We start from the raw sequence: 21,110 nt of genomic DNA, 5'->3' as shown, positions 1-21,110 counted from the left end.
TTTGTCTACCCCTGACACTCTATTCATATCAGAAAATAAACAATTTGGGCGGATTTTATGAAATTTAATCAAGATCCCTTTTTAAATGATAATCCGATGGCCTACCTTGCCCGGACGCAATAAAAAGATTTATAAGATGTTTTTTGGCTGGTTGGGTGGTGATAAAAACTGTCCGTAATGATTAGCCGGGCAGCTTATTTTGGAACAATTATTTTGAGGTACTTGTTTTGAGGTACTTGCTTTCGGGTATTACCCTGCAAATCTGGGCAGGGATATGCTATCCCCACCCCACTTTCATCTATGAAATGCTATCTACAGAAGTTGTGACAAGCGATTGAGATCTGATTGGATAGCGCCCGCTGTCACATCCCGCCCGGCACCGGGGCCGCGGATCACCAGAGGATTGTCGCGATACCAACGGCTTTCTATGGCAAATACATTATCTCCCGGCAGTAATGCCGATAATGGATGTTCACTATGTACCGCTTCTACCCCCACCTTGGCTTTACCACTGGCATCAAAACGAGCCACATAACGCAGCACCATGCCCATTTCACGGGCGGCTTCCAACCGCTGGAGCATCTGTGCATTGACTGCCGCGCTGTTTTCAAAAAACTCCTCAATTGAACCGAATTGCGCCTCTTTCGGCACCAATGATTCAACGCGTACTTGATCTGGTTCTATTTCATAACCCGCTTCGCGAGCCAATATAACCAGCTTGCGCATGACATCCTGACCGGAAAGATCAATGCGTGGATCAGGTTCCGTCAACCCTTGCTGCCATGCTTGTTCAACCAAATCGCTAAAAGGCACTGAACCATCGAACTGCAAGAATAGCCACGATAATGTCCCGGAAAAAATCCCGCTGATGGATAAAATGGTATCCCCGCTTTCACGCAAGTCTCTGACGGAATAGTTGACCGGCAATCCCGCGCCAACGGTGGCATTGTATAACCAATGACGCCCTGTTTTCGCAAACGCGTCACGGATCATGCGGTATGTATTGCTGTCAGAAGAACCTGCGACTTTGTTTGCGCTGATGACGTGGAAACCATAACTGGCAAAATCGATATACTCTTTAGCCAGCTCTTCACTTGCCGTCACATCCAATACGACTAAATCATCATAAGGATGCGCCCTCATCCATAAAAACAGGGCATCTTCAGCATGTTCTGTTGCATCATCATCAAAAAACGCCAAGGCCCGGCTGGCATCTATCCCCTGATAGTTCAGCAAGCTCCGGCGGCTATCCACCACCCCCGCCAAAATAAATTCAAAATCACTGCGGGCGGAAATATTCTTCTGTTCGCGAGCAAACAGTTCCAACCAACGCGATCCGATGTTTCCTTTGCCAAACAGCACTAAACCAATACGCTTTTCTGCCCGGAACAAGCTTTGGTGCAACCCTTGGATCACATGCGAAGTTTGGCTAAGGCGCAAAACAGCCACAAGACTGATGCCATCTTCAGCATGCCAGATAAATTCAACGGGCTGGTCTTTGAGTTGTTGATAAAAACGGTGGCTATGCAGCGGATTTTTGCAGACACCCGCCCCTACCAAGGCAACCAATGCCAAACCTTCACGCAAAGAAAGTTTTCCGGGTAATGATGCATCCTGCAAAACATCAAGGGCACTGTTCACCAGCTCTGAGGTATAGCAGAGCTGGATAAGGTTGCAATCCGCATGCAACCCGGTCGCCAAAGGCCGGACTTGTGCCCGTTTCAGTAATGAATCGATGTCCTTGTAAATCTTTTGGAAATCATGGGATGAAGAAACATGCAATTCAATCAAACAGACATCATCATGACTGGTAACGATTTTTGCCCCAGTCCCTGTCGCCAGCACCCGCTCAATGCGGGTTGAGCCTTGCTCCGGTTGATAACTGCAACGCAGTTGCAGGTCAATATCACTGATGGAAACAGGCTGCAATGTCCGGGTATGGAGCACCGGTGCCGCCAGACGAGCCAATTCGCTGGCTTCATCTAAACGCAACAATGGCAGCAGGCACGCATCATTGACTTTGCGCGGATCAGCACTGTAAACGCCCGCTACATCACTCCAAATCGTGACTCTCTTGGCACCAGCCAGAGCACCCACTTGAGTCGCTGAGTAATCGCTGCCATTGCGCCCCAGCAAGACTGTTTCACCATTTTTATTGCTGGAAATAAAACCGGTAACGACCAGCCGTTTGCCGGGATTCTGGATCAATAACTGGCTGAGCAGAGGCTGGGACAAGCTGACATCAACCTGTGGCTGGGCTGCGCGTTCCGCACACAGAAATTGACGGGCATCCAGCCATGCGCTTGGAATGCCACGGTGTTCCAGTACTGCTGACATCAGGCGGGCAGACCAGACTTCACCGTGCCCGACCACTTCTGCATATGTAATATCGGTAACGGGTTTATCCAACAAAGCACTCAATCGTTCCAGATCGGCAATAAATTTTGCGATCAATTCTTCTGCAACTAATTCTGGCAACAAACCGCGGATCAAATCTTGCTGATAGCGACGCAGCGATTGTTGTATCTGGTGAGCCGATATCCGGTCACTTTGGCTCAATTTCAGCCAATCAATAAGTTGATTGGTTGTACTACCCGCCGCTGATACCACCATCAAATCACCCGGCTGGCTATAATTCGCCATAATGTCCGCTACTCGCTGATAACATTTCACATCAGCCAAGCTGCTGCCGCCAAATTTATGTAACTGGCGGTCAGATTCCGCCCCTATTGTTGCCAGTGCACTCATGATTAATGATTACCTCGTTACCGCCGCCTGAAATGCATTATCCAGATCGGCAATTAAATCCTGACTGTCTTCAATTCCCACAGAGACACGAAGAAGCAAATCCGTAATCCCTGCCTGAGCTCTTGCTTCTGCTGACATTCCCGCGTGTGTCATTGTTGCGGTATGAGAAATCAACGATTCCACCCCACCGAGAGATTCAGCCAGAGTAAATAATTTTAACGCAGATAAAAAGCGACGTATGGTCTGTTCATCGCCATCCAATTCAAAACTCAGCATTGCTCCAAATCCCTTTTGTTGCTTAACAGCAATTTTATGCCCCGGATGATTTTCCAGTGCAGGATAGTAGAGTTTTTTCACTTGTGGCTGCTGTTGCAGATATTCCACAATGGCAGCCGCATTACTTTGCTGAAGCAATACACGCGCCGATAAAGTACGGATGCCACGCAATAGCAGGTAGCTATCGAAAGCACCACCTGTCACGCCAATATTGTTCGCCCACCATGCTAAATCAGCAGCAATTGCCGGATCTTTGGCAATAATTGCACCCGCTATCAGGTCAGAATGCCCATTTAAGTATTTTGTGCAGGAATGAACCACGATATCCGCGCCTAAATCCAGCGGCTTTTGCAGCACAGGGCTAAGAAAAGTGTTGTCGACGATAGCCAACGCCCCGACCTCATGGGCCAAATCGCAAATACGCTGAATATCGACGATCCGCAAGAGTGGATTACTGGGAGTTTCAATCAACACCAATTTCGGTTTTTGCGCTAATGCCAATTTCAGAGCATTCTCATCTGCCTGATCAATAAAAATGACATTATATGCCCCTCGCTTGCTTAAGCTGTCAAACAGACGATAACTGCCACCATAACAATCATGGGGAGCCACCAATAAGTCTCCCGGCTTCAGGAACACAGTGCATAACAAATGAATAGCTGACATACCGCTGCTGGTCATTACAGCACCACTTCCTCCTTCCAGTTCACTCAAAACCTGCTGGACGATATCACGACCGGGATTGCCGCGGCGCGAGTAATCATGTTCTCTGGGGGTATTGAAATCAGTGAAGTTATACGTGCTGGAAAGGTAGACAGGCGGAACAACACAACCATATTGCTCATCAATATTTAAGCCACTATGAACCGCGACTGTTGCTTGCTTACATTCCATGAAATTTACCCATCATCATTATTATTGACGTTTCGCAAGCATAACGACTGAAAAGATAGACGTCAATACATCTAGACATCCAAAATGAATTGCGGTTTAATATGGCGATTCAGTGATTATTTTTATACCTCATATTTCGTCTGGTTCTATTTCATAGACTGCGACTGCATGTTCATAGGCAGCATGGATGCCTGAAACAGGTACGTTAATATCCAAATGGATTGCAAACGGCAGTACAGCGGCGAATGTAATAATAGATGGCATGGGTGAATATAGATGGTATGGATGAATGTATAGACGGCTATAGTCGATAAGCGAGTTATGCTAGAATAGCCTATTACTAACATGAAAACAGACAGAAATATCCCCTGATTTCTGGTTCTGATTACTTGATCCAAAACTATTTAAGGTACCTCATGGCTGAGTGGAATGGTGAGTATGTCAGCCCTTATGCTGAACATGGCAAAAAAAGTGAGCAGGTCAAAAAAATTACGGTTTCGATTCCGTTAAAGGTATTAAAAATACTGACAGATGAACGCACCCGCCGTCAGGTGAATAATCTGCGTCATGCAACAAACAGCGAATTGCTGTGCGAAGCATTTCTCCATGCGTTCACTGGACAGCCTCTGCCCGATGATAATGATTTACGCAAAGAGCGTCATGATGAAATTCCGGAAGCGGCAAAAGACATGATGCGCGAACTCGGCATTGATCCTGATACATGGGAATATTGATAACAAAAACGCCCGGTGCAAAGCATCGGGCGTTTTTGTTTCAACTATTATTCTGCCTGTATGGGTAACAGACAGAAAAAAGTCATTACTTCTTAGCACCTGGAACGCTGAAACGTTTGTTAAAGCGATCAACACGACCACCGGTCGCAACATCACGCTGCTTACCAGTATAGAACGGGTGGCATGCACCACAAACGTCCAGGTTCAGGTCGTGACGTACAGTAGAGTTGATTTTCATAACGTTACCGCAAGAGCAAGAAGCAGTAATTTCTTCGTATTTAGGATGGATACCTTGTTTCATGGGAAACCTCTGTTAAGGCCGTGTCGCTATCCAGCCTTGTTGCCGCCGGACACCACACGTCGTGTTGATAAAAATACGTATCGGTAATTTCTATACCAAAGGCGGCGGATCATACAGAATATCGGGTTATTGCGCAATGAAATCCGCAGCTTTGCTATGATACCCTTATTAATATGTGTTTTTTCACCCTATTGTTTCATCGGGTCACCATTTATCCGGAAATCGCCTTATGACAGTTGTTCAGGTTGTGTTGCCTGTCCCTCTAGCCCGTGCCTTTGATTATCTGCTGCCCACAGAATTGCCGCTACCGGCTACCGGTGTTCGCGTGCTTGTGCCATTTGGTAAGCGCAATGCGATAGGAATTGTTGTCGGCGTGACGGACAAGAGCGAATTTCCTCTTGAACAACTCAAGACTATTTCTTCTATTCTGGATACTCAACCGCTTTTCCCTGATGACCTCTGGCAATTACTTTTATGGTCAGCCAGCTATTATCATTATCCGCTGGGAGAGGTTTTATTCCATGCCATGCCCGTCTTGTTACGACAGGGAAAAAATGCAGAATTTGCCCCACTCTGGCAATGGCAGGCAACAGATGCAGGCCGAGAATTTCCGCTTGCACAACTCAAGCGTTCAGCCAAACAACAGCAGGCTTTGGCTACCATACGCCAGAACCCCATTTATCGCCATCAAGTTTCTGAATTGGCATTAAGTGAAAGCGCCCTGCAATCACTGAAAAAGAAAGCACTGATAGAGTTGTACCCAACGCAACCCAAAGCAGAAGATTGGCGGGCCAATTTCAAGACCATCGGTGAACGATTAAAACTCAATACTGAACAGGCCACAGCAGTTGGTGCCATTCGCGCAGAAGACCAAACGTTTTCCCCGTGGCTACTCGCGGGTATCACGGGGTCAGGCAAAACCGAAGTGTATCTCAGTATTTTGGAAAATATTCTTGAACAGGGTAAACAGGCACTGATTTTAGTGCCTGAGATTGGTTTAACCCCGCAAACTATCCGGCGATTTCGGGAACGTTTCAACGCCCCTATCGACGTTTTGCATTCCGCCTTGAATGACAGTGAACGGCTGACAGTCTGGCTGCGGGCGAAACAAGGGGAAAATGCCATTGTTATTGGGACTCGCTCTGCTCTCTTTACTCCTTTTGCACATCTGGGCGTCATCATTATTGATGAAGAGCATGACAGTTCTTACAAACAGCAAGAAGGCTGGCGCTACCATGCCCGTGATCTGGCCGTATTTCGCGCCAAAAAAGAGGGCATTCCGATCGTCATGGGAACGGCCACTCCAGCGCTCGAAACACTGTATAACGTTCAACAGAATAAATACCGCCAACTCAAATTAACCAAGCGGGCAGGCCATGCACAGCCTGCAACCCAGCATTTACTGGATATGAAAGGATTGCCGTTGACAGTCGGTCTGTCACAGCCCCTCATCAACCGGATCAGGGAACATCTTAAGGCCGACAACCAAGTGATCCTGTTCCTGAACCGCCGAGGTTATTCCCCGGCCTTGCTCTGTCACGAATGTGGCTGGATAGCAGAATGCCAACGCTGTGATCACTACTACACCCTGCATCAGAACCATCGTCACTTGCGTTGCCACCATTGTGACAGTCAGCGCCCTATCCCGCGCCAATGCCCACAATGTGGTTCAACCAACTTAATGCCGGTCGGTTTGGGTACGGAACAACTTGAAGATGGCATAACAAAACTGTTCCCCGATACCCCGGTAACCCGCATCGATCGTGATACCACCAGCCGCAAAGGTGCACTGGAGCAGCAACTGGCCGAGGTTCAACAAGGCGGAGCCCGCATTTTGATTGGCACCCAGATGCTGGCAAAAGGCCATCATTTCCCTGACGTAACACTGGTTGCTTTACTTGATGTGGATGGCGCCTTGTTTTCTGCCGATTTTCGAGCAGCAGAACGTTTTGCCCAACTCTATACCCAAGTCTCTGGTCGCGCAGGCCGAGCGGGGAAACGGGGAGAAGTCGTACTTCAAACCCACCATCCTGAACACCCTTTGTTACAGGTCTTGCTGGAAAAAGGCTACGATGCCTTTGCCCAGCAAGCAATGGAAGAGCGCCAGCAAGTGCACCTTCCTCCCTTTGCCAGCCATATTCTGCTTCGTTCGGAAGATCACGACAATCAGCAAGCCCCCGCATTTTTGCAACAAATGCGTCAATTGCTCGAACATCACCCGCTCAATGATAGCCACTTGTGGGTCATGGGGCCGGTTCCAGCCTTACAGGCCAAGCGCAGTGGGCGCTATCGCTGGCAATTGATGATCCAACATCCCTCACGGATTTTTCTCCAGAAAATGATGGCGGAAATCTACCCGAAAATCATGGCATTACCACAAGCACGTAAAGTGAAATGGAACATTGACGTTGATCCTACCGAAGGTTGATAACAGAAAACTGTTAACCAATATACCCAATGGATTTCAAATTGCATCGCGGTGACAAGGAAATGACAAAGGGTATAACAGAAATAGAAAATTGCGCCCCGTCGCAAAGCGGCAAATTTAGTCAGTATCTCTAGGAAAAAACAGGGACAATTATTTCCTTAATTTGCGAAGCATCTCTAAAAAATGACGCGTATCACACTTTTTATGCAAACAAAGTAACGGATAGTTCTATTAATCAGTTTAAAATGAATTTATTAATATGACTGTAGAAAACGACCCGCCAGTACTTCCTAACAGGAATGTCTGGCGTTTTTTTAGCAGCCGGAGAGCAATCGTTTCGCTGCCTGTGGAAAGTGAGGTGTGAACTATGGAAAAAAAGAATTGCGCATTGGCAACCATGAAAGATGTTGCCAAAGTGGCTGGTGTTTCTACCGCAACCGTATCAAGAACACTTATGAATCCCGACAAAGTTTCTGCCCGCACGAGACAAAAAGTTGAGAATGCGGTACTGGAAGTTGGTTACTACCCTCACAATCTTGCCAAAAATTTACGGCGCAATGAATCCAGAGCAATCTTGGTTATCGTTCCCAATATCAGCGATCCATTCTTTACTGAAGTCATCCGTGGCATTGAAGAAAGTGCAGCAGAACATGGGTATCTCGTGCTGATAGGTGATTGCAAGCATCAGCAACAACAGGAACATGCATTCATCAATCTTCTGATCACCAAACGCATTGATGGCATGGTATTGCTGGGCTCCAATATTCCTTTCGATGTTTCCAAGGAAGAACAGAAAAATCTGCCGCCAATGGTAATGGCAAACGAGTTTGCGCCAGATCTGGAACTGCCGACTGTCCATATTGATAACCTGACCTCTGCCTTCAATGCCACCCACCATTTGCAAAAACTGGGACACAAACGCATTGCTTGCATTACCGGGCCGGAAAATATGCCGCTGTGCCACTATCGCCTGCAAGGTTACATTCAGGCATTGCGCCGCACAGGGAAAGACATTCGCGAAGAGTATATTGCCCGTGGTGATTTTACCCATGAGAGTGGAGCTGCATTAGCTGAAAATCTGCTGACCCTGCCTGAACCTCCCAGCGCAATTTTTTGCCATAGCGACATTATGGCGATGGGGGCAATGTGGCAAGCTAAAAAAATGGGATTAAAATTACCAGAGGATCTCTCTGTTGTAGGATTTGATAATCTGAATCTGGCTCAATATAGCGAACCTGCTTTAACCACGGTGGCCCAGCCCCGCTATGAGATTGGGCACCATTCCGTCCTTTTATTGCTGGAACAACTTCAGGGGCGTCTGGTTTCCAAAGGCTCAAGATTATTGGATGCAGAATTAATTATTCGTGAAAGTACCTGCGCGCCTAAAAGCTAGGCAAATAAGCACAGGTTAAGTAACATTAGTTATCCATTCCTTAATTTTTAATTAACTCAGTGAATTAAACAGTGGCACAACGAGATTATGTAAGTCGCGGGCGAACTAATCCCCGTAAGAAAAGTACTGGTAAGAAAAAAAATCAGTCTCAAGGATTACCCAAAACTACATTAGCCGTTGCAGTGGCCTTGGTGATCATGTTTATTGGTGGCCTGTTTTTCATCGTACATAACAAAAAAGAAAGTGTACAAAATGCCCCGCCACCTTCCCATAATCCTAAAAGCCATGGCCTGCCACCAAAACCGGAAGAGCGCTGGAGTTATATCAAAGAACTGGAAAACCGTCCGGTCAATGAGTCTTCAATACAAGATCCCTCTGCGGTATCAAACCAGCCTTCTGTTCGCGCGCCCCAACTCACGCCAGAGCAAAAACAGTTGCTGGAACAAATGCAGTCAGATATGCGCCAGCCTCCTGTTTCGTTGAAAGAAGTGCCTTACAACGGCGAACCTGCTTCACTTCCGCATATAACAATGGCTCCTCCGGCGCAGGCACCGGAATATGAGCCAAAGCAAGCGAAACAAGCGACCCCTGAACAAAAAACCGCCACAAATGACACCCGATTAATGCTACAATGCGGCTCTTTCCGGGCGATGGAACAAGCTGAATCAGTCCGTGCCAGCCTTGCTTTCGCTGGCATTGAAAGTCAGATTACGACGAAAGACAACTGGAACCGCGTGGTACTCGGCCCTTATAACAATAAGAACAGTGCTGAAAAAATGCGTAGCCGTGTTGCCGGTGCAGGAGTCTCTGGTTGTATTCTCCGCCCTGTTGGGGGTTGAAAACCCAGAAAATTCCCCCATCTTACCTACTAATCACATACATGCGGTGTTTTTTCTCGGCAATCACGCAGATAGCTGCGAACAAATGAGCCAATGCCCCGCATGTACCATTTTCTATTTTGTAACCAGGGGCTAACTCGTGACTACAATCGTAAGTGTTCGCCGTAATGGCAAAGTCGTCATCGGCGGTGACGGACAAGCAACAATGGGTCATACCGTTATGAAGGGCAATGTCCGCAAAGTGCGCCGCCTCTACAATGACAAAGTCATCGCGGGTTTTGCCGGCGGTACTGCTGATGCTTTCACCCTGTTCGAACTGTTTGAGCGAAAACTCGAAATGCATCAGGGACACTTGACCAAAGCAGCTGTTGAACTAGCCAAAGACTGGCGAACGGATCGCATGCTGCGCAAGTTAGAAGCCTTACTTGCGGTCGCAGATGAAAATGCGTCTCTGATTATTACAGGTAACGGTGATGTGATTCAGCCAGAAAATGATCTCATTGCCATTGGTTCCGGCGGCTCATACGCACAAGCTGCTGCCCGTGCAATGCTGGAGACCACTGAACTCGGCGCCAGAGAAATCACCGAACGCGCCCTGTCTATCGCCGGCGATATCTGCATCTATACCAACCATAATCACAACTTCGAAGAACTTCCTTCAAAAGCGTAAGGATAGATAGTATGTCTGAAATGACTCCTCGCGAAATTGTCAGCGAACTCGACAATCACATTATCGGTCAGGATCAAGCAAAGCGCGCTGTTGCCATTGCACTGCGCAACCGCTGGCGCCGCATGCAGTTGGATGAAACCCTGCGTCATGAAGTTACGCCAAAAAATATTTTGATGATTGGTCCAACAGGTGTGGGTAAAACTGAGATTGCCCGCCGTCTGGCAAAACTGGCCAATGCACCGTTCATCAAGGTTGAAGCCACAAAATTTACTGAAGTTGGTTATGTCGGCAAAGAAGTGGATTCCATTATTCGTGATCTGACTGATGCTGCGGTGAAAATGGTGCGCCTGCAATCCATTGATAAAAACCGCTATCGTGCCGAAGAGCTTGCAGAAGAGCGCATTCTGGATGCCCTGCTGCCACCCGCAAAAAATAACTGGGGGCAAACAGAAACTCAATCTGAGCCATCTTCAACTCGTCAGGCATTTCGCAAGAAACTGCGTGAAGGCCAGTTAGACGATAAAGAAATTGAAATCGAAGTTGCAGCCGCTCCAGTTGGCGTTGAAATCATGTCACCTCCGGGCATGGAAGAGATGACCAACCAGTTGCAGTCTATGTTCCAGAATATGGCAGGCCAGCGTCAAAAAAGTCGCAAGATGAAAATCAAAGACGCATTCCAGTTGCTGATTGAAGAAGAAGCCGCGAAGCTGGTAAATCCTGAAGAATTGAAACAGCAGGCCATTGACGCCGTTGAACAGCACGGTATCGTTTTTATCGATGAAATCGATAAAATTTGTAAGCGTGGTGGTCAATCTTCCGGCCCGGATGTTTCCCGTGAAGGTGTTCAGCGTGATCTGCTGCCATTGGTCGAAGGCTGTACAGTTTCCACCAAACACGGCATGGTCAAGACCGATCACATCCTGTTCATTGCATCTGGCGCATTTCAGGTTTCCAGCCCTTCTGATCTGATCCCTGAACTTCAGGGCCGCTTGCCTATCCGTGTTGAATTGCAAGCACTGACTACAGAAGACTTCGAGCGCATTCTGACTGAACCTAACGCTTCCCTGACTGAGCAGTACAAGGCGCTGATGGCAACCGAAGGCATGAGTATCGAATTCACCACCGACGGCATCCGCAAAATTGCAGAAGCTGCATGGCAAGTGAATGAATCCACTGAAAACATTGGTGCCCGCCGTCTGCATACTGTGCTTGAACGTATGATGGAAGATATCTCGTTTGATGCAAGTGAGCGTCAGGGGCAATCAGTTGAAATCAATGCGGAATATGTCAAAGAGCACTTGGATGAGCTGGTAGCTGATGAAGATTTGAGTCGGTTTATTTTATAATCGGTCGCAAATTTGATTTGCTCTTATTCGCCAAATTTATTCACGCTAACGTGACTAATCGCGAACTTAGCGCAAAGAAAACTTGAAGAAATCATAAATGGGAGGCTAAAAGCCTCCCATTTCTCTATTTTCGATGATATAAAATTTATCATACACACACCAAATAGTGATAGATAGTGACTATATGAGCATAAGCCCATCAACGCCTACCAGTCAGACTCAGGCATGGTTAGAAAGTTTACGCCCTAAAACACTCCCACTGGCTGTAGCGGCTGTCATAACCGGATCAGCTCTTGCCTCATGGACAGGTCATTTTAAATGGCCCGTAGCACTGCTTGCTTTATTGACCGCCGCCATTTTGCAAATCCTTTCCAATTTGGCCAATGATTACGGTGATGTTGTCAAAGGCAGTGACACAGAAAAACGCATTGGCCCAATGCGCGGAATGCAAAAAGGCTTGATCACCGCAACGCAGATGAAAAATGCCTTGAAGATCACCGTACTGCTCTCTTGCCTATCAGGTATTGCACTTATCATCGTGGCCTGCAATAGCTTCAATGATGTTATTGGCTTTTTGGTCTTGGGGCTACTGGCTATCGTGGCTGCTATCACTTATACAGTGGGAGCCAAGCCTTATGGTTATATGGGCCTAGGCGATATTTCCGTCCTGATCTTTTTTGGCTGGCTGAGTGTTCTTGGCACTTACTATCTACAGGCCAACTCCTTTTCTCTGAGTACGGCCCTGCCCGCAACAGCCTGTGGTTTACTCTCCGTGGCGGTATTAAATATTAATAATTTGCGTGATATCGAAAGTGATCGAAAAAATGGGAAAAATACACTGGCAGTCAGGCTGGGCGGAAAAAAAGCGCGTTATTACCATGCAGCTTTACTGACTGGCGCGGTCATTTGCCTTGTTTCCTTTACCCTACTATACATAAAAGGTTGGTCTGGTTGGTTATTCCTGCTTGCCTTGCCTTTGATTATCAATCACATATCGCAAGTACTGCGAGACCCGACACCAGAGGGCATGCGCCCTAAACTCGTGCAAATGGTGAAAGTGGCGTTATTGACGAATGTGCTGTTTTCTATTGGATTGTTGTTTAATTAGGCGAGTAGATGTCAATTTTATCTTCAAGTTTTGAGATTGATGATTTTGCCAACATTGACTTTAAAAGGATATACTGTCCGTTCCTTGCATAAACCAGACGTAAATCCCATGAAATATGATACTTCCGAACTTTGTGATATCTATCAAGAAGATATAAACGTGGTAGAACCACTATTTTCCAACTTTGGTGGGCGTACTTCATTTGGTGGTCAAATCATCACGGTGAAATGCTTTGAAGATAATGGCCTGCTTTATGATTTACTTGAAGAAAATGGGCATGGCCGTATTTTGCTCGTTGATGGTGGTGGATCAGTACGCAAGGCGCTCATCGATGCAGAGCTTGCGCAACTGGCTGCCAATAACGAGTGGGAAGGCATTGTCGTCTATGGCGCAGTACGCCAGGTCGATCATCTTGCCGAACTTGATATTGGCATTCAAGCAATGGCTGCCATTCCTGCCGGTTCCAACAGCGAAGGCATAGGGGAAAGCGATATCAGAGTGAACTTCGGTGGTGTAACGTTCTTCTCGGGCGACTATCTCTATGCAGACAACACGGGCATGGTTTTATCCGATGTATCGCTGGAAGCCGAAGAAGACAATGATATTGACGAAGAAGATGAAGTGTAAACCCGAAGGTAATTCATTACACGTTTATCTCCCATCATAATGACAGGGTTGCCGTTTTATCCTGCATCATAAAAAAAGGGCGATTGTTACGCCCTTTTTCAGCTAAGCCGTTAAATACCTTACTGTACATCTTCCATTTTGCCCAACAGTGTACGTAAGCGCTCTTGCCATGCTGTTTGTTCTTGTTTGAGCTGCTCATTTTCACGCACTAATGACTCACGGCTGTCTGTCGCATTCTGGACATCCTGGGTTAATACTGCGTTCTTTTCTTTTAATTCTTCAATTTCCATTTGCAGCAAAGTGATGGTATCAATCGCTTGCTGAACTTTCGATTCTAGTTTTTCAAAAACTTCAAATGACATTCTATGGCCCTCTTGTAAGCAATGCTCTGATTGTATTTAGCCTATTAGCGCCTGTCTAGTTTCATCCTTTCAATGTGCGGTATAACGAGAAATATAGTGACTAAACCGAAATGTCTGTAAGATCACATTTAGAAGCCAAACAAAACCGCAATCAAATGCGAATTCGCTCATTTTGTTGACGCAACACGCAGATTTCAATTTCGCTATTTCTCGTTTACGCGCATTAACGATAAATTCACAGGGATCTTTCTCTAATACACACTTTATCGGATTACATATAAGAGAAAAGACTAATAATTAATCTTTATTGTACTTTTATAGGATATAGAAATGAGCCAGACCACGACTCCAGCATTATCAGGTCAATGCATTTCAGAATTTTTGGGAACAGCATTGCTCGTTTTCTTCGGATTAGGCTGTGTTGCTGCCGCCCGACTCGCCGGCGCACAACTAGGTTTATGGGAAATCAGCGTTATCTGGGGTTTTGGTGTAGCCTTGGCAGTTTATCTCACGGCAGGCATCTCCGGTGCGCATCTCAATCCAGCCGTCACCATTGCTTTATGCCTATTTGCCAATTTTGATAGAAAAAAAGTGTTGCCTTACATCATCGCCCAAATGCTCGGTGGTTTCACCGCGGCAGCCATTGTTTACATGATGTATTACAACCTCTTTTTTGACTATGAACAGGTACACAATATCGCCCGTGGCTCACAGGAAAGCCTCTTCACGGCAGGTGTTTTCTCCACATACCCTGCGTCACAGATTTCTGTACTGCATGCGTTTATCATTGAAGTCATTATTGCAGCCGTCCTGCTGTGCCTGATCTTGTCTTTGACTGACGATGGCAACGGCATCCCTCGCGGCCCTTTAGCGCCTTTGTTGATTGGTATCCTCATTGCAGTTATTGGTGGCTCATTCGGCCCTCTGACCGGATTTGCCCTGAACCCGGCCCGTGATTTCGGCCCTAAACTGGTTGCGTATTTAGCGGGCTGGGGAGATATCGCCCTGACAGGCGGCCGGGATATTCCTTATTGCCTTGTTCCATTGACTGCCCCTATCGTTGGTGCAATTTTAGGTGCCTTTGGCTACCGAAAACTTATTACTCGCCATTTACCACGCGAGGTTTAAATTTGCCATACTGTATAACTGAAGCAACAAAAAACAGTTATGACAAACAGTAATGACAACTCAATAAAACAATAAAAAATACATGCTTAAAACCAGGTTATAGTTATGACAACAGAAAATATCACCGAGAAAAAATATATCGTCGCTCTGGATCAGGGCACAACCAGCTCACGAGCAGTTGTACTTGATCACGATGCCAATATTGTCTGCATCTCACAACGAGAGTTTCCGCAAATCTACCCCAAGCCCGGTTGGGTGGAGCACGATCCAATGGAAATTTGGGCAAGCCAAAGCTCCACATTGGTTGAAGTACTGGCAAAAGCAGATATCAGCTCAGATCAAATTGCCAGCATTGGTATTACTAACCAACGCGAAACAACGATTGTTTGGGAAAAAGCGACCGGTAAACCTGTTTATAACGCAATTGTATGGCAATGTCGCAGAACGGCTGACATTTGTACCAAACTGAAACAAAAAGACGGGCTGGAAGAATATATCCGCCAAAATACAGGTTTGGTTGTTGACCCTTATTTTTCCGGCACCAAAATAAAGTGGATCCTGGATAACGTTGAAGGCGCACGCAAGCGTGCTGAAAACGGTGAGCTATTATTTGGTACGGTCGATACTTGGCTGGTCTGGAAAATGACCCAAGGGCGCGTACATGTCACCGATTACACCAACGCTTCCCGTACCATGCTATTCAATATTCATAATCTGGACTGGGATCAGAAAATCCTTGAGGAACTGAATATCCCACGGATTATGCTGCCAAAAGTCTCAGCGTCTTCGGAAGTTTACGGCCAAACCAATATTGGCGGTAAAGGAGGCACCCGCATTCCTATCGCTGGCATCGCAGGTGACCAACAAGCGGCGCTGTACGGGCAACTGTGTGTTCATCCCGGCATGGCGAAAAATACTTATGGTACAGGCTGCTTCCTGTTGATGAATACAGGCACGGATGCGGTTCGTTCCAACCATGGATTACTGACCACGATTGCCTGCGGCCCGCGCGGTGAAGTCAATTATGCTTTGGAAGGTGCAGTATTTGTTGGCGGAGCTTCCATCCAATGGTTACGTGATGAATTGAAACTTATTGCCGATGCCACCGACTCCGAATACTTTGCTACCAAAGTAAAAGACAGCAACGGTGTTTATGTTGTTCCGGCATTTACCGGGCTTGGAGCACCATACTGGGATCCTTACGCCCGTGGCGCTATTTTCGGCTTGACCCGAGGGGCAAACAGTAACCACATTATTCGTGCCACACTGGAATCCATTGCTTACCAAACCCGTGATGTCTTGGATGCAATGCAAGCAGATGCAGGTACACGCCTGCAAGCTCTACGGGTGGATGGTGGCGCTGTCGCCAACAACTTCCTGATGCAATTTCAGTCTGATATTCTCGGCACTCGGGTAGAACGCCCGGAAGTCCGTGAAAGTACAGCATTGGGAGCAGCCTTCCTTGCAGGTCTGGCTGTGGGTTTCTGGCGGGATTTGGATGAAGTGAAGAGCAAAGCGACCATCGAAAAAGAGTTCCGCCCTGGCATCGAAACAACAGAGCGCAACCATAAATACAATGGTTGGAAAAAAGCTGTTGCCCGTGCTCAAGATTGGGAAGATCGCGCCTGATAACGAAAGATTAATAACCTGAGATCGATTTGAGCCATTATCTGACGTGCTGTTTTTTCAAAATTAGTAACATTCAGTGATGGCTTTTTCGGTTTCAGGCAATATGCCATCAACCCTCCAGTGAATCCAGCATAAAATATTCTGTTTATCCCGAATTCACATTAAGTAAGATTAGAAGGCTTGAACAAGCCTTCTAATCCACCAAAGTTCAAACCTTGTTTCCGATTTTATGCCACCTGCACATGAATTAATCCATGCTTTATTTCTTAAGAATTTTTTTATATTCACCTACGGAAGCACTAAACATTCTTGGCACTCTGATCTCAGGACGAAATAATCCATTAATAACGTCACTTATTTCCTTATCGCTTCTCGCATATAGAATTGTTTCTCTATCACGCTGTAAAGTGATATTGAATTTCCTAACCGTTAGAATAATTGAATAAAGAAGCCCTGTTAGGCAATTATCAATACCTGAAAAAATAATTCTATGATTAATAAATCTTCGATGATCAAGGTGTACATTAGCACCATTAGTAAGCCCCTTAATCATTCGACTATCTGGAGCTGTTAATAAAATCTGATCAACTAATGCCATTGAAGAATGACGAAGTGACACATTCTCTTTTGTGTAGGGAATACGATAAAACTTATTGCCGAATCGACTACGTTTTTTTTGCAATTCGCCACCTACTTCAAGTGAAAAAAACACATAGTCATCATTAGCCAGCTCACGTACATCATCTATCGTAGTGTTATTCTTGAAAAATCCAGTCCCTTTTTTTTCCAGATAACGGTGGGAACAGATAAGTAATTCTCTTTTAGAATTATCATTCAAATCATTACTGCTTGCATGAACAATGAAGAATTTTTTTCCCATAAATGCATTAGCAAACTGCTCTTCTTCGGGTGAATATGGATGAGCCTGTATTTCACGCTGTAGATCATCTATATTGCGCTTTATATCATCATGTAAATTTCTATTCCCTTCACGGTGCCATGCTTTTCCTTCATTCATCATGGTATCTACAGCCTGTTTATTCCATCGGCTACGTACATTTTCTCTATATATATCCCAATATTTCCTTTGCAGTTCCAATTCATTTAATTTATTAAATTTCATAATTAAGCCTTAAAAATAACAAAAGACATTTTTACGAAATTGTAGATGCCCATCGGTATAGAAACCTAACGCTCAGTAGAGCTAAAAGTAGTGTATTTACATAACAATTCGAACATTATAAAAATAATAAAACCATCAAAGAAAATTGAAAGTCATAAGAAAAATAAACAGTTAGTAACTTCACATCAAAGGAGTAAATGAACACGGATAGGAACTATATCTAAACTCATGTGGGGTAGAGCCGATTCAAGGCACCTGCCAGATCTCGCCGTATCGAAAAAAAACGAAACTGATAGATTGTATTAAGACTAATCCATATCATGCACTTTTATAACCCCCAGAGGCAAATTAATACTAATTACCTCTGCCGCCATCCAGCGCTGATGCGCTTTCACGTTTATATTCAATCAATTGAATAACTAGCACTAACATAATTTTTTCAACCACCAACCACGACATACGGATCGAGCTCAGCAGCACGGACGCAGCAGATCCCTGTTTAGTAACGTCAGCCGTTTGTACTGAAATTGCATGAATAGAATAAAGGCTCCGGCATTGTTTATTCACTTTGCCGGAGCCTTTTGATTTTTAAACTTTCCCGTTAGAAACCGTTTTCTGCTTTATAAAGCCATGTGCTCTTTGCGTTGGAGGCGCTGGGAAATCGGCAACCAGAAAAAGAGGATCAGCAGAGCCATTGAAAACATCAATAAACCAACGCTGAACTGACTATTTTGTGGCAGCATCGCTGACAGCCACGTTGCCAGGCCGGAACCTATATTTTGGAATCCCCCAACCAGCGCGCCCGCCGCACCCGCTAAATAAGGGAATGGCTCCATCGCCCCCGTTGTCGCCAGTGGAAACAGCATGCCGGCACCAAAAAAGAATAAAGTGGCAGGTATCAACAAGGTCCAGACATTCATAATCCCAAATAAGCCGGGTAGCCACATCAATGCTCCCGCCAACAGGCAACAAATGACGGAGTGCCACATCAGCCGATAAAATGTTTTACCTTCACGGCCTGCATACCAAGCCCCAAGGAAAGCCGCCGGTATTGGAAAAATAAACAAGATACTGACAGTTATACTATCCAGCCCCAGAACAGCACCCATCAATACGCCACTGCTGGCTTCAAAAACAGCAATACCCGCCAGGCCACCCACCAGCATAATCAGATATGCCACGAAGGAACTATGGGAAAGCAATTGCTGGAACGAAGCCAACATAGTGTTATGTGCCGTCTGCTCGGGACGGGTTTCCGGTAAATGTCGGTATAGGAAAAAAGCAATCGTCGCCCCAAATATCAGCAGGAACCAGTAACAGGCTCGCCAGCCAAAATAATGGGCAGCAACTCCGCCAATAATGGGAGCCAACAAGGGGCTGACCAATACCGCCATATTCAGCAAGCTATTGGCATAACGCAATGTTGTACCGGTATATAAGTCCCGCGGCATGGTTCTCACCATCACACCCGCAACGCCCGTCCCCAATCCCTGAAATGCACTGGCAACGACCAGCACCAACAAATTATGGGCAAGCAGGGCACACAGGGTGGCGGCCAGAAAAATAGACATTCCCGCCAAAATAACCGGCCGACGCCCCACCTTATCTGATAACGGCCCATAAAAAATCTGCGAAAGCCCATAAGAAAACAGATACGCGGCCATCACCCGCTGAACTTCACCGGCAGGTTTGTTAAAGGCACTCGCTATATCTGCAATCACCGGCACATAAATTGTTTGTGTCATTTGCCCGACTGCGGCTAATACAATCAACATCAACAATAAATTAAAGTGTTCTATTTTTCTCATCGCATTTACATACAATTGTTTATTTGAGAACAGGTTTTCTTAAAGAATGAGTGCTAAAAGCAAGAGATTGGACAGTAACAGAAACCATCAGATGCTCTATTGAGCACCCGATTGGATTTATGTCATTCAATCTCGCTTACTTAGCAATCTATATTTTTTATCGGCAGTATACAATTTTACATGAATAAAAAAATCCAGCCTAATCAGCCATAAATGTCAATAAAAGTGTACATATCAATCCATGTAACTCACGAATCACCAGACAATTAATCTGTAACACGTAATCGATAATGCTATTTCAGGCAATCGCGTAAAATCGTCACGAAAAATCATCTATCCACCACTCTGTAGCAACTTTCAACGCAGAGGTCTCATTACACTGAGCATATTTATTTGCCTAGTATCGTGTAGAGGGGTTAATCGTAATGGCAAACTGGGTTACAGGAAAAGTTACCGACATAACTAATTGGACAGATTCACTCTTCAGCATCAAAGTTCATGCTCCGATTGAAAAATTTACTGCCGGACAATTTGCAAAGCTTGGACTTGAAATCGAAGGTGTGCGCATTCAGCGCGCATACTCTTACGTCAACTCTCCCGATGACAATGACTTGGAGTTTTATTTAGTCACTGTTCCAGAAGGGAAACTCAGCCCCAAACTGGCAGCCCTAAAAACAGGGGATGAGCTGCTGTTAACGGAACAAGCCGCCGGGTTTTTCGTCCTCGATGAAATACCGGATTGTCAGACACTTTGGATGCTTTCAACGGGTACTGGCATCGGGCCTTACCTTTCCATTCTCCAACAAGGAAAAGATCTGGAGCGATTTGAAAACCTCGTTTTAGTTCATGCTGCCAGATGGGGGGATGATCTGAGTTATTTACCGATCATGCAGAAATTAGAAGAAAAGTTTCAAGGTAAATTAAGGATACAGGCCGTCGTCAGTCGAGAGAAATGGCCGAACTCCCTGATGGGACGGATTCCGGCTTTGATTGAAAATGGCGAACTGGAAGCTGCGGTGGGTTTACCAATGCAGCCAGAAAACAGCCATGTTATGTTGTGCGGGAATCCCCAAATGGTCAGGGATACCCAACAACTTCTAAAAGAGCAGCGCAGCATGGCAAAACACCTGCGCCGTAAACCGGGGCATATTACCAGCGAACAATATTGGTAATCACCTGTTCCTTAGCCACATGCCCGCATCAATTCATCAACTTTTTCGAGTCGGCTCATTGGCAGAAATGTAATCAACGATTTCTGCCATCTCACCAAAACGATTGGCGCCTTCAGTGCCACGGAAAACGCCGCAATCCAGCATAATCATCACAAAAATGAGCGTCGGCACAAAACGGCCGATTCCCCATTGCCATATTGGTGCCATTGCGCTCCAGTCCAGAGAGACCAATATCCACGCCAGTGCGAATAATAACGCCCAACCGCCCCGTTTATCCCGATCATGCAGGCGCTTAGAAAAAATTGCAGCCGTTGGATATAACAGGAGGACAACACCTATCGCTGTATAATTCATGGGGAGAGCATGCATTCCATGCAGCGTCAGGAGTATAAAGATCAAGGCAAAACAGATACCGATGCCGATCCAGAATTCCCGTCGTCCAATTCGGCCTTTGAATGAGAATCCCCATTGTTGTAATGTCATGTATTCTTTTCCAAGTGTGGGTGCTGTTTTTCCTGTATTTG

At 45.9% G+C, this 21,110-nt stretch carries 19 protein-coding genes; 11 read left to right on the top strand and 8 right to left on the bottom strand.

The annotated features are described in order from the left end of the window. Positions 1–312: 312 nt before the first annotated feature. Positions 313–2,748: a bifunctional aspartate kinase/homoserine dehydrogenase II gene (locus FE392_RS03760; protein WP_319928884.1), complete on the bottom strand. Its 2,436-nt coding sequence runs from the start codon at positions 2,746–2,748 to the stop codon at positions 313–315. 9 nt (positions 2,749–2,757) lie between these two features. Further along, the gene (gene metB / locus FE392_RS03755) at positions 2,758–3,918 is read right to left on the bottom strand and encodes a cystathionine gamma-synthase (RefSeq protein ID WP_319928883.1); all 1,161 of its coding nucleotides are present in this window, start codon (positions 3,916–3,918) and stop codon (positions 2,758–2,760) included. A 416-nt stretch (positions 3,919–4,334) separates the two neighbouring features. Here metB and metJ point away from each other — a divergent pair, with 416 nt between their 5' ends. Next, complete coding sequence (gene metJ / locus FE392_RS03750) at positions 4,335–4,652, top strand: met regulon transcriptional regulator MetJ (protein WP_092512161.1); 318 nt, start codon at positions 4,335–4,337, stop codon at positions 4,650–4,652. Positions 4,653–4,737: 85 nt separating this feature from the next. On the opposite strand, the gene rpmE is transcribed toward metJ, so the two are convergent. Next, on the bottom strand, positions 4,738–4,953 hold the full coding sequence (rpmE, locus tag FE392_RS03745; RefSeq protein WP_319928882.1) for a 50S ribosomal protein L31: 216 nt from the start codon (positions 4,951–4,953) through the stop codon (positions 4,738–4,740). A 229-nt stretch (positions 4,954–5,182) separates the two neighbouring features. Between rpmE and priA the strand changes: the two genes are divergently transcribed. From priA to rraA, 7 genes are all read left to right on the top strand, one after another. Then, positions 5,183–7,381, top strand: a complete 2,199-nt coding sequence (priA, locus tag FE392_RS03740) for a primosomal protein N' (protein WP_319928881.1) — start codon at positions 5,183–5,185, stop codon at positions 7,379–7,381. Positions 7,382–7,748: 367 nt separating this feature from the next. Continuing rightward, positions 7,749–8,774 carry a DNA-binding transcriptional regulator CytR gene (gene cytR, locus FE392_RS03735; protein WP_319928880.1) on the top strand — a complete coding sequence of 342 codons (1,026 nt, stop codon included), beginning with the start codon at positions 7,749–7,751 and terminating at the stop codon, positions 8,772–8,774. 71 nt (positions 8,775–8,845) lie between these two features. Continuing rightward, complete coding sequence (gene ftsN / locus FE392_RS03730) at positions 8,846–9,613, top strand: cell division protein FtsN (RefSeq protein WP_319928879.1); 768 nt, start codon at positions 8,846–8,848, stop codon at positions 9,611–9,613. Positions 9,614–9,752: 139 nt separating this feature from the next. Further along, positions 9,753–10,283: an ATP-dependent protease subunit HslV gene (gene hslV / locus FE392_RS03725; protein ID WP_047962233.1), complete on the top strand. Its 531-nt coding sequence runs from the start codon at positions 9,753–9,755 to the stop codon at positions 10,281–10,283. A gap of 11 nt (positions 10,284–10,294) precedes the next feature. After that, positions 10,295–11,629 (top strand): ATP-dependent protease ATPase subunit HslU, encoded by a 1,335-nt coding sequence (hslU, locus tag FE392_RS03720; protein WP_319928878.1) that lies wholly within the window; start codon positions 10,295–10,297, stop codon positions 11,627–11,629. 184 nt (positions 11,630–11,813) lie between these two features. Then, positions 11,814–12,737, top strand: a complete 924-nt coding sequence (locus FE392_RS03715; protein ID WP_439153457.1) for a 1,4-dihydroxy-2-naphthoate polyprenyltransferase — start codon at positions 11,814–11,816, stop codon at positions 12,735–12,737. Between the two features lie 108 nt (positions 12,738–12,845). Continuing rightward, positions 12,846–13,364, top strand: coding sequence for a ribonuclease E activity regulator RraA (rraA, locus tag FE392_RS03710; RefSeq protein WP_319928913.1), 519 nt, complete (start codon positions 12,846–12,848; stop codon positions 13,362–13,364). 119 nt (positions 13,365–13,483) lie between these two features. Here rraA and zapB read toward each other — a convergent pair whose 3' ends face one another. Then, complete coding sequence (zapB, locus tag FE392_RS03705; protein ID WP_319928877.1) at positions 13,484–13,726, bottom strand: cell division protein ZapB; 243 nt, start codon at positions 13,724–13,726, stop codon at positions 13,484–13,486. 330 nt (positions 13,727–14,056) lie between these two features. Here zapB and FE392_RS03700 point away from each other — a divergent pair, with 330 nt between their 5' ends. Beyond that, positions 14,057–14,854, top strand: a complete 798-nt coding sequence (locus FE392_RS03700; RefSeq protein WP_319928876.1) for an MIP/aquaporin family protein — start codon at positions 14,057–14,059, stop codon at positions 14,852–14,854. Positions 14,855–14,959: 105 nt separating this feature from the next. Continuing rightward, positions 14,960–16,483, top strand: coding sequence for a glycerol kinase GlpK (gene glpK, locus FE392_RS03695; protein WP_319928875.1), 1,524 nt, complete (start codon positions 14,960–14,962; stop codon positions 16,481–16,483). A gap of 259 nt (positions 16,484–16,742) precedes the next feature. On the opposite strand, the gene FE392_RS03690 is transcribed toward glpK, so the two are convergent. From FE392_RS03690 to emrD, 3 genes are all read right to left on the bottom strand, one after another. Beyond that, complete coding sequence (locus FE392_RS03690; RefSeq protein WP_319928874.1) at positions 16,743–17,606, bottom strand: hypothetical protein; 864 nt, start codon at positions 17,604–17,606, stop codon at positions 16,743–16,745. 354 nt (positions 17,607–17,960) lie between these two features. Beyond that, complete coding sequence (locus tag FE392_RS03685; RefSeq protein ID WP_319928873.1) at positions 17,961–18,173, bottom strand: hypothetical protein; 213 nt, start codon at positions 18,171–18,173, stop codon at positions 17,961–17,963. Positions 18,174–18,226: 53 nt separating this feature from the next. Further along, positions 18,227–19,414: a multidrug efflux MFS transporter EmrD gene (emrD, locus tag FE392_RS03680; RefSeq protein WP_319928872.1), complete on the bottom strand. Its 1,188-nt coding sequence runs from the start codon at positions 19,412–19,414 to the stop codon at positions 18,227–18,229. A gap of 425 nt (positions 19,415–19,839) precedes the next feature. Here emrD and fpr point away from each other — a divergent pair, with 425 nt between their 5' ends. After that, positions 19,840–20,586, top strand: a complete 747-nt coding sequence (fpr, locus tag FE392_RS03675) for a ferredoxin--NADP(+) reductase (protein WP_319928871.1) — start codon at positions 19,840–19,842, stop codon at positions 20,584–20,586. A gap of 36 nt (positions 20,587–20,622) precedes the next feature. Here fpr and FE392_RS03670 read toward each other — a convergent pair whose 3' ends face one another. Next, positions 20,623–21,069, bottom strand: a complete 447-nt coding sequence (locus FE392_RS03670; protein ID WP_319928870.1) for a DUF805 domain-containing protein — start codon at positions 21,067–21,069, stop codon at positions 20,623–20,625. Between the last annotated feature and the right edge of the window lie 41 nt (positions 21,070–21,110).

Source organism: Xenorhabdus santafensis, from assembly GCF_033949405.1.
GTDB classification, from domain to species: domain Bacteria; phylum Pseudomonadota; class Gammaproteobacteria; order Enterobacterales; family Enterobacteriaceae; genus Xenorhabdus; species Xenorhabdus santafensis.
The sequence above is the reverse complement of the archived record's forward strand: the minus strand, read 5'-3'. Positions and strand labels throughout refer to the sequence as shown.